General features: G+C 42.9%; 12 protein-coding genes. 10 read left to right on the top strand and 2 right to left on the bottom strand.

All coding sequences use genetic code 11. From position 1 onward, the window contains the following. The first annotated feature begins 53 nt into the window (after nt 1–53). The 6 genes from MKY99_RS26755 to MKY99_RS26730 all read left to right on the top strand — a co-directional run bounded on the left by MKY99_RS26755 (nt 54) and on the right by MKY99_RS26730 (nt 5,450). Entirely contained in the window at nt 54–260 is a 207-nt protein-coding gene (locus tag MKY99_RS26755; RefSeq protein WP_339267279.1) for a DUF2933 domain-containing protein, read from the top strand. Nucleotides 261–527: 267 nt separating this feature from the next. Beyond that, nucleotides 528–1,787 (top strand): Nramp family divalent metal transporter, encoded by a 1,260-nt coding sequence (locus tag MKY99_RS26750; RefSeq protein ID WP_042194556.1) that lies wholly within the window; start codon nt 528–530, stop codon nt 1,785–1,787. A gap of 81 nt (nt 1,788–1,868) precedes the next feature. Beyond that, on the top strand, nt 1,869–2,504 hold the full coding sequence (locus MKY99_RS26745; protein WP_231573348.1) for a TrkA C-terminal domain-containing protein: 636 nt from the start codon (nt 1,869–1,871) through the stop codon (nt 2,502–2,504). Between the two features lie 195 nt (nt 2,505–2,699). Continuing rightward, nucleotides 2,700–3,839 carry an ABC transporter ATP-binding protein gene (locus MKY99_RS26740; RefSeq protein ID WP_339267277.1) on the top strand — a complete coding sequence of 380 codons (1,140 nt, stop codon included), beginning with the start codon at nt 2,700–2,702 and terminating at the stop codon, nt 3,837–3,839. After that, the gene (locus MKY99_RS26735; protein ID WP_339267275.1) at nt 3,836–4,492 is read left to right on the top strand and encodes an ABC transporter permease; all 657 of its coding nucleotides are present in this window, start codon (nt 3,836–3,838) and stop codon (nt 4,490–4,492) included. The genes MKY99_RS26740 and MKY99_RS26735 overlap by 4 nt, the downstream gene beginning before the upstream one ends. Nucleotides 4,493–4,535: 43 nt before the next feature. Further along, nucleotides 4,536–5,450: a glycine betaine ABC transporter substrate-binding protein gene (locus MKY99_RS26730; RefSeq protein WP_339267273.1), complete on the top strand. Its 915-nt coding sequence runs from the start codon at nt 4,536–4,538 to the stop codon at nt 5,448–5,450. A gap of 67 nt (nt 5,451–5,517) precedes the next feature. Here MKY99_RS26730 and MKY99_RS26725 read toward each other — a convergent pair whose 3' ends face one another. Then, nucleotides 5,518–6,669: an N-acetylmuramoyl-L-alanine amidase gene (locus MKY99_RS26725; protein ID WP_339267271.1), complete on the bottom strand. Its 1,152-nt coding sequence runs from the start codon at nt 6,667–6,669 to the stop codon at nt 5,518–5,520. Between the two features lie 157 nt (nt 6,670–6,826). Here MKY99_RS26725 and MKY99_RS26720 point away from each other — a divergent pair, with 157 nt between their 5' ends. Continuing rightward, nucleotides 6,827–7,834: a TIR domain-containing protein gene (locus MKY99_RS26720; RefSeq protein ID WP_042191948.1), complete on the top strand. Its 1,008-nt coding sequence runs from the start codon at nt 6,827–6,829 to the stop codon at nt 7,832–7,834. Continuing rightward, nucleotides 7,831–8,067 carry a hypothetical protein gene (locus tag MKY99_RS26715; RefSeq protein WP_076285512.1) on the top strand — a complete coding sequence of 79 codons (237 nt, stop codon included), beginning with the start codon at nt 7,831–7,833 and terminating at the stop codon, nt 8,065–8,067. Before MKY99_RS26720 ends, MKY99_RS26715 begins: the two co-directional genes overlap by 4 nt. A gap of 369 nt (nt 8,068–8,436) precedes the next feature. Here the strand turns inward: MKY99_RS26715 and MKY99_RS26710 are convergent, their stop codons facing one another. Continuing rightward, nucleotides 8,437–9,522: an LLM class flavin-dependent oxidoreductase gene (locus MKY99_RS26710; RefSeq protein ID WP_339267268.1), complete on the bottom strand. Its 1,086-nt coding sequence runs from the start codon at nt 9,520–9,522 to the stop codon at nt 8,437–8,439. Nucleotides 9,523–9,764: 242 nt separating this feature from the next. Here MKY99_RS26710 and MKY99_RS26705 point away from each other — a divergent pair, with 242 nt between their 5' ends. Next, entirely contained in the window at nt 9,765–11,102 is a 1,338-nt protein-coding gene (locus MKY99_RS26705; protein WP_339267266.1) for a PQQ-binding-like beta-propeller repeat protein, read from the top strand. A gap of 166 nt (nt 11,103–11,268) precedes the next feature. Continuing rightward, on the top strand, nt 11,269–12,552 hold the full coding sequence (locus tag MKY99_RS26700) for an ArsB/NhaD family transporter (RefSeq protein ID WP_339267265.1): 1,284 nt from the start codon (nt 11,269–11,271) through the stop codon (nt 12,550–12,552). Nucleotides 12,553–12,635 lie beyond the last annotated feature (83 nt).

Below are 12,635 nucleotides of genomic sequence, written 5' to 3'. Positions count from 1 at the left end.
ACAACTTTTCTTTATGATATAGAGGTCATAATGAAATTGTAGGAGGTAATGTTATGAATTGGTCTTGGTTAATCACATTGATCTGTCCTTTGATGATGTTATTTATGATGTTCGGACTGGGTGGGAAACATGGACACGGGCACGGGCATGGGTCGAGAAAGCAAGCGTCGCCTGATTATCAGGAGCTTCAGAAAGAATTGAATGAGCTGAAAATGCAGAATGAACAAATGAGAAGAGATATTCAAAGTCTTACACTATAAGCTTTTCGGAGTAATTGGCTTAAGCTGGGCGAAGATCGGGTAATTTCTGATCATCGTCCAGCTTTTTTTGTTCTTGGTCGTAGGTGGACAAGCATATGAAAATTTCTAATGAAACATATTTACATTTTTCAGAAATGAGCATATACTTTAAATATAAGTTGCACAGAGGAAACTTTCGTGTATATAGACAACTTTTTTTGGGCAAGAGGAGGAATGGACATGTTGGAACAAACTTTAATAGAAAAACCACATATAGAACAACCGCATATGAGACAACATAAAAACTCCATTTCGGCGCAAGCCGTACTTAATGGGGAGACCAAAGGAATTAAAAGATTACTTCCTTTCTTAGGTCCAGCGTTTATCGCTGCGGTTGCTTATCTGGATCCGGGTAATTTTGCCACCAACATTACGGCAGGTTCAAAATACGGCTATCTTTTATTATGGGTGATTGTAGCCTCGAATTTAATGGCCGTTCTTATTCAGGCGTTATCTGCCAAGCTTGGTATTGCTACAGGAAAGAATCTGCCGGAGATCGCTCATGATCGTTTTCCGAAGAGTGTATCGATCTTCTTATGGATTCAAAGTGAACTGGTGATTATAGCTACGGATCTGGCGGAGTTTATCGGGGCAGCATTGGGGCTTTATTTATTATTTGATATTCCCATGCTGCCGGCAGCACTCATTACTGCGGTCGGTTCATTTGCTATTCTAGAGCTTCAGCGCCGGGGTTACCGTTCCCTTGAGGCAGGAATTGCTGCAATGATCCTTATAGTTGTATTAGCCTTTGCTTTTCAAGTGATTGTAGCTAAGCCAGATATGGGAGCTGTTGCTGTAGGCATGTTTACACCTAAGTTTGAAGGGGTAGACAGTATTCTCTTGGCAGCAGGGATTCTAGGCGCAACCGTGATGCCACATGCCATTTATCTACATTCATCACTTACACAGAACCGTATTGTCGGAGTAAATGAAGCGGAGAAGAAACAAATCTTTAAACTGGAATTCATAGATATTATTATTGCGATGATTATTGCAGGGGCAGTGAATCTGGCGATGGTTATTGTCTCAGCCGCATTATTTTTTAAAAATGGTATCGTGGTTGAGGATTTGGATGTTGCGTTTCAGCAATTTAGTCACTTAGCTGGACCCGTAACGGCCATCTCCTTTGGCTTAGGACTACTCATCGCAGGACTATCGAGCTCTTCTGTAGGAACTATGGCTGGCGATGTGGTAATGCAAGGCTTCATCAACAAAAGAATTAACCTGTACTTACGCCGTGCGATTACGATTATTCCACCTTTGGCTATCATTGGTTTTGGTGTAAATCCAACGAAAGCACTCGTTATCAGCCAGGTGATCTTGTCCTTTGGGATTGCCTTTGCTCTGGTACCACTGGTTATGTTTACAAGCAATCGTCAGATTATGGGCGGGTTAGTGAATCGTAAGATGACAGCTGCTCTCGGCTGGCTTATCTCTGGTCTTGTTGTATCGTTAAATTTATTTTTGGTATATCAAATATTTGGATAAGGCAGGACATCTTTATTTGGTGAGTGAAAAAAGGTATACTTGAGCATGTTTATAATTCACGCCAGAGTAAGGAGATCGACAATGTCCATGCAAGAAATATCCGGTTATAAGTCTATAGCCCTTGATATTGCACAAAGAATTGTAAGCGGGGAATTTCCCGTACAGAGTAAGCTATCCGGGCGTTCTCTATTGGCAGGGCAATATCATGTTTCTCCAGAAACGATTCGTAAGGCTATGGGATTATTGAAGGATGAGAATATAGTGTTTGTTTCGCAAGGAAAAGAGATTATTGTCATCTCTGATCAAAAGGCGTATGAGTATATTACCAGGAATAACTATCTGAAATCAGCTTATTCGTTGAAACAGGATCTAGAGCAATTGTTGCTTGAAAAGAAGAAGCTCGACGGCAAGTTCGAGAGGGTACTAACTGGAATTATCGAGGCATCAGACCGGATGAAGAATTTAAAGCCGTACCACCCGGAAGAAATTACAATCCATGAGGAATCACATGTGGTTGGCAAAACCATTGGAGCATTACAATTTTGGCAGAATACAGGTGCTACGATTATAGCGCTTCGCCGGGGTGCGAACGTAACAATCTCCCCAGGTCCACATGTCATACTCAGAGAAAATGATGTACTTGTAGCAGTTGGTGATGAGAAAATGTACCAAAGAACAGAGCAATTTATTAATAAAAATGCAGAGAATCATTTATAATAATAGATCAAAAAAAAGGCTATCCAGCGGGGTTTATCACTGGATAGCTTTTTTTATAATTACAATATTACATTTATTTACAAACAACTTATTATAATAATGTAGGTTGTCAGTTTGGGAGTTGTTTGTTATAGTTTAACTTACAGAGTCGCCCGGTGAGATGATCTGACGATAGAAATAAGAAGGAGAGACCCTATGCTGAAATTTGAAAAAGTAGGTAAGAAATACCCGAATGGTTATGAAGCAGTTAAGAATATTAGCTTTGAAATTGAAGCTGGTGAAATACTAGTATTGATCGGTCCGAGCGGTTGCGGAAAGACAACAACGATGAAAATGATAAATCGTCTTGTTCCGCATACTTCAGGCCATATTTATATCCACGGCAAAGATATCACCAAGGAGAACCCCGTAACCCTCCGCAAGAACATCGGTTATGTTATTCAACAAGCTGGTTTGTTCCCGCACTACACCATAGAAGATAATGTAGGCTTGATTCCCGACCTAAAGGGCTGGGATGTGAAGAAGAAAAAAGAACGGGTGCTCGAAATGCTCCGCCTAGTCGGACTTGATCCGGCCATATTTGCCAAACGTTATCCGAAACAATTATCAGGTGGGCAGCAGCAGCGTGTAGGTGTAGCCCGTGCATTGGCTGCTGATCCCGAGATTATATTGATGGATGAACCGTTTGGTGCTTTGGACCCTATTACCCGTGAGCAGCTGCAGGATGAACTGCTGCGCATGCAACAAGAAGTGAAGAAGACAATAGTATTTGTAACACATGATATGGATGAAGCACTGAAGCTTGGAGATAAAATCGCTATTCTTAAAGATGGTGAAATCGTTCAACTAGATACACCTTATGAGCTGCTCAGCCGGCCTGCTAATGATTTCGTAGAATCATTTATCGGCAAAAACCGTATTTACCAAAACCCTGAGTATATCCCCGTAACAGAAGTTATGCGCGACAATCCATCTACATCTCTTCCCGGGCGCACGCTGGGTAAAGCTCTTACCTTTATGCGTCAACGCAAAATGGATACATTACTGGTTGGAAACGAGAAAGGTAAGCTGCTTGGCATAGTCTCCGCTTATGATGTTACCGCCAAAATGGAACAAAGCCTTACTATCGAGGAAATTATGACACCACCTGGGGTGGTGCTGCAGGATACAGCAACAGCAAGAGACGCATTATCATTGATTACGGAAGCTCCATACGGCATTATTCCGATTGTAACCGCTGAGGGGAACATTGCCGGGATTGTTACAAGAGGTAGTCTTCTGACGGCGTTTGCAGCACAATGGGGAGGCGCGAAAGAGGAGGAAGTGTCTGTATGAGAGATCAATCGTTATGGCAACAACTCATATATCAATTAGATTTACGTAGGGATGATTTGGTTCATTCTATGGGAGTGCATATGCAACTTGTGCTCTTGTCCATGTTATTTGCAATTATTGTTGGCATTGCGCTTGGAATCATGATTACACGGGTTAAACCACTGAAAGGGATTACGCTTGGTGCTGCGGGGATTCTTCAGACAATACCTAGTCTGGCGATGCTCGGATTTATGATTCCTCTATTTGGCATAGGGATGAAGACGGCAGTTGTAGCTTTGTTTCTGTATTCACTGCTGCCAATCATCCGCAACACCTACACGGGAATTACTGATGTGGATCCGTCTATAGTGGAAGCGGCCCGGGGAATGGGAATGAAGAGCTGGCAAATTCTATTCAGGGTTCAACTCCCTTTAGCTTTAAGTGTAATTATGGCGGGGATCCGTACTGCTGCAGTTATAAATGTCGGGACAGCAACACTGGCAGCCTTTATCGGTGCTGGCGGATTGGGTGAATTTATTTTCTTAGGTATTCAACGGAACATCGAAGCTCTAACCTTACTTGGCGCTATTCCGGCCGCGATTCTTGCACTCGTGCTGGATTATCTACTCGGATTGCTTGAAAGATTAACGACTCCAAAGGGATTGAAAGTATAACTAAAACTCTAGTCTTGAAAGAATATAAAAGGGGAGATTATATATGAAAATTCCAAAATTGATGACAGGCGTTCTAACTACAGTATTAATGGGGACGTTACTTGCTGGGTGTGGTGGCGGGGATAATAACGCTGCTGCGGGTAACAGTGGAGAAATCACGATTGGCTCCAAAAACTTCACGGAGAATGTTCTACTCGCTCATATGATGGCAGATTTGATAGAAGATAAAACAGATATTAAAGTGAAGCGTCAGATGAACTTGGGAGGCTCTAATGTAGCTTGGAGTGCGCTTGAGAATAATAATATCCAGCTATATCCGGATTACACCGGAACCATTGTAGCCAATTACTATCAAGAGGAGACGGGAAACTCTGAGGAATCGTTGGCAAAAACCAGAGAACTGCTTGAAAAAGATGGACTGGCCTTTCTGGATCCATTCGGCATAAATAATACCTATACTTTAGCTGTTAGTCGTGAAACGGCTGAGAAGTACAATCTAAAGACTTTCAGCGATTTGGCCAAAGTATCTGGAAATATGGTTCTTGGCGTAGAGTTCGAGTTCTTGGATCGTGAGGACGGATACCCCGGTATCCAAAAACTCTACGGAATGGATTTCAAGCAGAGCAAAGGAATGGACCATGGTATCATGTACCGTTCGATTGACGATGGGGAAACAGATGTAACCAATGCATACGCGACGGATGCACAAATTAAAGTACATGATCTGGTGATTCTGCAGGATGATAAGGAATTCTTCCCACCTTATGATGCAGGACCGATTATTCGTCAGGAAACGTTAGATAAATACCCTGAATTGAAAGGCGTCTTAAATCAATTGAACGGACAAATCAGTGACGAAGAAATGCAGCAATTGAACGCAGAAGTTGATGTGGATGCGCTCAAGGAAGAGGATGTAGCTCGTAATTTCCTGATCAAAAAGGGATTAATAGAAGGCTAAATATGAAATATAAACTAAAGCAGGCTAGGGAATTTCCTAGCCTGCTTCTTATTACTTATAGGTCTGTCTAGTTTCTGAAGTAGTCTGCCAATCCTTCGGCGATAGCCTTGGCTGCTTTTTTCTGATAGGAGGATTTACGGACAATTGACTCATCTGTAGGGTTGGTAAGAAATCCGAGTTCAACTAAGGTAGCTGGAGTTCGATTCTCCCTTAGGATGTGATAATCACCAAAGGATAGCCCATTGCTCTTTAGACCGATGCCTTGTCCCAGCCGGGTTTCAATCGCCCGTGCCAGCTTTAGATCATCGGATTCGGAGTAAAAGAAGGTTAGTGTCCCAGATACTTTTTTCGGAGAGGAATTATAATGAATGCTTACAAATGCATTTGCACGCAGGTCCTCACTCATCTGAACACGCCGTGCGAGCGTAGGCTTCTGATCCTCCCGGGTACGTGTCATCTCAACCCGTGCACCTTTAGCTAAAAGGGCATCGCGGAGATAAATTGCAGTTTGCAGATTCAAATCCTTCTCCATGGTGTTATATGTAGTGCCGAGCATTCCCGGATCACTGCCGCCATGACCGGGATCTACGACGATTAATTTTCCTCGTAAATTTCCTGTGTGCGAAATGCTGCTTGTAGTGCTTGTGCTTCTTGGCGTGGTTCCAGATCGGATGTATTGTGCTGCGACCCAACCGATGTCACCGCTAGCTGTTCGAATTCGTGCCCAATCGTTCTGACGAAGGAGGAGGATAGCTGTATCCTTAGCTTTTAAAGAACCGAGTACCTTATATTGTGTGCCTGGACCGCTTCGTACGCGTAGTGAATCTGCCGTAACTGTAACCTTTGTGGTACTACTCAAGGTGCTGGTTGAGGTGGAAGAAGTAGTGCTGGGTTTGGAAGCTACCGATGATCCAGAAGCGCCAGATTGCTTGGAGCTATTGTTCACCTTTTTAAGGTAATAGCCGGCTACCCAGCCAGAGGTGTTCCCCGTCTTAACCTTCAACCACCCGTGTTGTTCATCGGTCACAGTTACTTTTGCTCCGTTCTTAATAGATCCTACAACAGTTGCATTCTTTGCCGGCTCACTGCGTACATTTAAAGAGTTCGCGTATACCTGAGCGGTATAACTAACTGCTGCCGTTTTAGCTTCAGCAGGCTGTGACGCTGTTATACCCATAAGGCTTGCTGCAAGCAATGTGACACCTATCATTTTTTTCATAGTATCCTCGCTTTTTCAAAGTAGTCGTAATTTTTTACCCACTTTACGAGGTTTAGAATAATATTTTTTGAGAAATTTATGAGAACTTGGCCTCTTTTCCGGTGGTCTAAAGACTTGTATAATTATTACATATTGGGAAGGATGAAGGAGCACTGCCGTGACTAAACCAAAGCTATTCATTGGATCTTCCAGAGAATCCATACGTTATGCAAGAGCGATTCATGAGCAGCTGAAGAGGGATGCTGAAGTACATCCTTGGTATGCCAATGCCTTTCGAGCGAATGAATACACGATGGAGGCACTGGAGAGAAATTTGGATGAGAGCGATTTTGCCGTATTTGTGTTCTCGCCAGATGATGTCGCCAAAATACGCGGTAAATTTTATTATGTGACTCGTGATAATACGGGGTTTGAAATGGGTTTGTTTTGGGCCAGATTACGGCGTAATCGCGTCTTTTGCTTAGTGCCGGATCAGGTGACTGCCCGCGACGATTTAATCCCTGGACAGAATGTTGAAGAATATCATCTGTTGTCCGATTTATCGGGAATTACAGCTTTAGAGTATGAGATGCACCATGATAATCCTACGGCTGCTGTGGATGTGAGCTGTGGTAAGATTATTGATAGTGTCCAGGGGTTTGGAAAATTCCGTGACCCGGTGAAAGATTTAGAGCAGCTAAAGATGGAATTAAGGCGCAAAGAAAGTATCCTTCATTTTTTTTGGCAATATAATAGTAATGTGACCATCTCTGAGGATGGAGAGAAGTATCACGCACTCAGTGAGGCGATCCGCAATTCTTTCTTACCTCCGAAGCATTGTCGTGTGATCGGTGCTGCGATTTGGCAGGCTCAAGAGAAAGAACAGCTTGTTCAGGTGGGAGGAAATGTCGGACGTGGGCACTCCTATTCCTTGACTGTTACGAAAGGGAATGAGAAGCAGCCTAGTGTGGTAGATGCATTTTTATCGAGCAAATGGACTTTTTTTCAACGCACGGAAGTTGCGGAGGTATATATCCTATGCTATCCTCTAGGTAAGAAGTATGTTCTTTCCGTACACTTTTCAGGGAGTGATGGATTATCTGCGGATGATCTTAAGGCGGTAGTTGCGAATAACCAGGATTTATTCCGTACCATCAATCATTTAGTAGGGGAGGATTCAGCATGAAGCGAATAAAGGGTATTAACAACTTATCGGGTGCTGTTCTCCGCTCTGCAAGTGGTGGAAGCAGGAGTGCAGAAGATAATAAGAATACCACAAGCAAAACAGGGTCGAGCCATTCCGCTCAGCAACCAGCTTCAGCTCAAATTTATACTGCGCCTTCTTTAGATGGTGGAGACGATGAATATAAGAAGCTTATTAGCGGGAAGGTAGACAACAATAAACCATCCTTTGCGTGATGAGCATAAGTGCTGTCTCAAAAGTAGTGAATCTACTTAGGGGGCAGCTTCTTTTTTTGAGAGTAATTAGGGAAAAGCTCCCTGAAAATAGCTGATAATTACTCTAAATGAGTGAAATCAGGGAATTCCTCCCTAAAAATAAGGGCAATATCTATATTTAGCACCGAATCAGGTTAATTATAGGGAGGTATTCCCTAATTGTTAGTCTATTGAGTAGAAATTTCCGATTTTCAGGGAGATATTCCCTAATTCTTGAGCAGAGCATCCGGTTCACTTCTTACAGCAAGACACAATGTTGCAACAGCACAAAAAGCACTTCTCCACGAGCGGGAGAAGTGCTTTTTTATTAACTGGTACAGCCCCTCAGTTCTATCGGCTATTCTTCTTGGCAATTTCGCGTCGTACGACAGGGGCGACCTCAGTTGCCAATAGTTCAATAGCTTTGGCTACCTTGGCGTAAGGAAGGCCGCCGATGTCGAGCTGAGTCATAAAGCGGCTATGGCCGAACAGCTCATGCTGATAGAGGATTTTTTCAATAATTTGCTGCGGGCTACCTACAGCCATTGTGTTATCAGCAGATACATATTGCCCAAAGTCGTCACGAGATACACTGTATTCTTGACCAGGTTTTGGGCTGATGGAATTACGATAACTATAGTAGTATGGGTAATATTCATCGAGCGCTTGCTGTGAAGTTTCGGCAATGTAGCCGTGGCTAGTAATCGCAATCTTTAAAGATTCAGGGGCATGACCCGCCTGAATTCCAGCGCGTCGATAAGTTGCAGCAAGCTCTTGGAAAGGTTCTGGACTACCGCTAAGAATGGCGATGGCCATTCCAGTCCCAAGTACCCCAGCTTTTTCCGCGCTTTCAGGAGAACCACCTACACCTATCCATACAGGAAGGCTTTGCTGAAGAGGGCGTGGTGCAATCTCAGAATCCTTCAAGGATGAGCGGAAGGAACCCTCCCAGTTCATAATTTCATGCTTATTAAGCTCGAGAAGCAGATTAATATTCTCGGCGAATAGTCGATGATAGTCTTCAAGTTCGTACCCAAAGAGCGGAAAAGATTCCACAAAAGCACCACGTCCAGCAATAATCTCTGCACGGCCATCTGATAGTAAATCAAGTGTGGCGAAATCCTCGAATACGCGCACGGGATCAATGGTGCTTAATACAGTAGTGGCGCTCGTCAACTTGATTCTGTGGGTAACCTGGGAGATGGCTGCCAGCACGACTGGAACCGAAGAAATCGCAAAATCAAGACGATGATGCTCACCTACACCGAATACATCAAGCCCCGCCTCATCCGCCAGCTTGGCCGCAGCTACAACTTCGTCGAGTCGTTGTTTCGGGCTGATCTTATTCCCGGTATGACAATCAGCTACAATGTCTCCTAAGGTGTAGATACCGAATTCAAAATCGGATGCTGGTGCTGTGGTTACCTCGTTACTCATGATTACAAACCCCTTGTTATTCATATATTTGATAAAGCTTGTTCGTTTATAGAAGAATGTGATTATTATAACACAATAACTTACAAATTGTAAGTTTATGAGTAAATGTTTTGATTTCTGCTCTTTAGGATGTCAAAATGAGGAATAATAATCCATGTTCTTACATCCTGCTCGTCATTAGTATTATATTTTATTTTGAGAATCTATCCAATTGAGGCATTTATATGAGGAGGCGTGTGGTGGTGAGAGGAACATTATTGAAGTCATATCTTCGTACTGCGATTATTGGTTTAGGGGTATTGCTTATGGTAAACCCGGTACAAGCTGCTGCGGCTGATTCGCACACCTCCTTTATAGGCTCGAATTTAGATGATTATTATGTAAATTTATCTGCTGCGAAGGTTGAGTGGTCCACTACGATGGATTTGCCAACGCTAGGAGATATACCGACGGACTACATTATGGGCAAGGGCGTTGTTGCAGTTGGTGCGGGCAAAGCTTTTATCCTACAAAAGGGTCAGCTTTTAGCCATTAACGCCCAGACGGGGAAAGTGGTGTGGAAATACGGCTCCAAATTAAAGGCACCGTTACTTTACCAAGATGGTGTGGCTTATGTGACTTCAGAAGCGGGCACAATCTATGCAGTCAACGCGGCTACTGGAAAAAATAAATGGAGTTCATCGGCAAACAGTAAAGGCATCAGCCAATTAGTTATTGATAAAGATCAGCTTTTTACTGCCAATGGTGATATTCAAGCCTACAATCTGAAGGATGGGAAACTGCAGTGGCGTGATAATTTTGGTGAAAAGCTGTATGAACCGTTCATGGTTGAGGGAAACCTGATATTAGCTCAAAACTCAGAATCCGGAGCGTATACGTATGACATTCTACATGCCTTTGATCGAACAACGGGTAAAGAGCTTTGGAATAACAGAGATCATTATTTTCCGATTACTGAGATTAATGGAACGCTTATAACACAACGGAAGACTACCTTATTCGACGCTCTTCCTCTTACTACACTCGACAGTTTGGATGTTAAGACAGGTAAAGTAGTGAAGACGGTAGTTTATAACCCTGCTAATATTGACCCAAATGATCCCGAAGCACCAAAGGGCGGCATTGCTTGGAGTGACGGTGACAGAATTTTTATAACAGGATATAAAGGTGTCTACAGCTATCCAGTCAATGCTGATCCTGCTACCGTAACACGCGATAATTATTCTTACGAATCCATCGGAGCTAAGTTATCCTACGCCGCTGGTCCTTATGATGGAAGAATTCTTTTTAGTAATGAACAGAGCATTTATGGTGTTAAAATGGCGAATAAATCAGCGGTTCAGTACAGTGGAATTAGCAATCCGATTGCCCGCTTTGATCTGCTCGGACATGGTATGTATGTGGCCCAGACTGACGGCAAATTAATCGCGATAGATTTGATTTCCGCAAAACCGGTTGTGCAGCTCAAAACATCAGGTAGAGTGTTCGGCCCAACCTTGCTGGAAAGCGGTATGATTATTGTGCAGAGCAAAGGTATTTTGACCGCTTTCAAGGAGCCTAAGGTTTTGAAAATGAAATAATCGGCTCTATAAAAAACGGCTCTTCGATAAATAATCGGGAGAGTCGTTTTTTATGGATTAATCCACAATTCCAGTGCGAAAAATACAAATCTATTTTATGATAAATAGGTTATATAATGAGTAGGTTATACATTAACGAAATTAAAGAGAAGGACCGGGGGATATTATGGAACAGCAAGCGATTTGGGCGATAGGTATTTTTCTACTGATTTATGGACTGATTATTTCTGAGAAAATTCACCGTACAATCTTAGCGATGTTAGGCGCTATTGTTATGGTAGCGATGGGTATTGTGGATCAGGAGACGGCACTGCATCATATTGATTTTAATACCCTTGGACTACTTGTAGGGATGATGATGATTGTAGGGATTACTGCAGAGACAGGACTTTTTAAATATGCGGCAGTGAAATCAGCAAAGCTGGCGAAAGGGAAGCCGAGAAGAATCCTGATTGCTTTGTTTGTTGTTACTGCTGTGGCTTCTGCTTTCTTGGATAATGTTACAACAGTGCTACTTATGGTGCCTGTTACCTTCAGTATTACAAGGCAACTGCGTATAAATCCGCTGCCTTTTTTGATGTCACAAATTATTGCATCGAATGTCGGTGGGACGGCAACATTGATCGGAGATCCACCGAATATTATGATCGGCAGTGCTGTGAAAGAGCTGACGTTTATGTCCTTTATCAGCAATCTAACACCTGTGATTATCATCATTATGTTAGCGTATATCCCGCTTTTACTACTGATGTTTGGTAAGCAAATTAAATCCACTCCGGAATTGCAGCAAAGTATCATGAACATGGACGAGAAGGCAATGATTACGGATCATAAGCTGCTGCGAAAATGCCTTATCGTACTTGGATTTACGATTATAGGCTTCTTTTTACATCAGGCGCTACATTTGGAGTCTGCTACGGTTGCCTTAGCGGGGGCTTTTTTACTGCTCTTATTAACTGGAGGAGAACACATGCTGGAAAAAGCTTTTCACAGCGTGGAGTGGATTACGATCTTCTTTTTTATCGGACTGTTTGTTTTGGTATCAGGACTCGTCGAGACAGGTGTCATCGCGGAGCTGGCTGCCAAAGCGATAGATTTAACGGGTGGGGATGTGCTCATGAGCTCGATGATGATCTTATGGGTCAGTGCAATTGCTTCTGCGTTTCTTGATAATATTCCTTTTGTAGCAACAATGATTCCTTTGATACAGGAGATGGGGCAGATGGGGATCACCAATCTGGAGCCCCTTTGGTGGAGTTTAGCCTTGGGTGCTTGCTTGGGTGGCAATGGTACATTGATCGGTGCCAGTGCTAATCTGATCGTTGCTGGTCTAGCTGGAAAAGAGGGCTATCCGATTACATTCATGAAGTATTTGAAGGTGGGTTTCCCTTTAATGCTGCTGTCCATTGTGATCTCAAGCATATATTTATATTTAAGGTATCTGATGTAAACAAGTGTGTCTGAAAAAAGTTTTATTGTTGACAGCTTTTCAAATGGATGATATTTTAAATATTATAATTCCAATTGATTTAC

The sequence above is a fragment of the Paenibacillus sp. FSL R5-0470 genome, from assembly GCF_037975205.1.
In the GTDB taxonomy this organism is placed as follows: Bacteria; Bacillota; Bacilli; order Paenibacillales; family Paenibacillaceae; genus Paenibacillus_AQ.
This window is presented reverse-complemented; position numbering and strand designations above follow the sequence as displayed.

Coding starts and splice junctions, on each gene's coding strand:
- MKY99_RS26755 (WP_339267279.1), top strand. CDS start 54: ATGAATTGGTCTTGGTTAATCACATTGATCTGTCCTTTGATGATGTTA.
- MKY99_RS26750 (WP_042194556.1), top strand. CDS start 528: ATGAGACAACATAAAAACTCCATTTCGGCGCAAGCCGTACTTAATGGG.
- MKY99_RS26745 (WP_231573348.1), top strand. CDS start 1,869: ATGTCCATGCAAGAAATATCCGGTTATAAGTCTATAGCCCTTGATATT.
- MKY99_RS26740 (WP_339267277.1), top strand. CDS start 2,700: ATGCTGAAATTTGAAAAAGTAGGTAAGAAATACCCGAATGGTTATGAA.
- MKY99_RS26735 (WP_339267275.1), top strand. CDS start 3,836: ATGAGAGATCAATCGTTATGGCAACAACTCATATATCAATTAGATTTA.
- MKY99_RS26730 (WP_339267273.1), top strand. CDS start 4,536: ATGAAAATTCCAAAATTGATGACAGGCGTTCTAACTACAGTATTAATG.
- MKY99_RS26725 (WP_339267271.1), bottom strand. CDS start 6,669: ATGAAAAAAATGATAGGTGTCACATTGCTTGCAGCAAGCCTTATGGGT.
- MKY99_RS26715 (WP_076285512.1), top strand. CDS start 7,831: ATGAAGCGAATAAAGGGTATTAACAACTTATCGGGTGCTGTTCTCCGC.
- MKY99_RS26710 (WP_339267268.1), bottom strand. CDS start 9,522: ATGAGTAACGAGGTAACCACAGCACCAGCATCCGATTTTGAATTCGGT.
- MKY99_RS26700 (WP_339267265.1), top strand. CDS start 11,269: ATGGAACAGCAAGCGATTTGGGCGATAGGTATTTTTCTACTGATTTAT.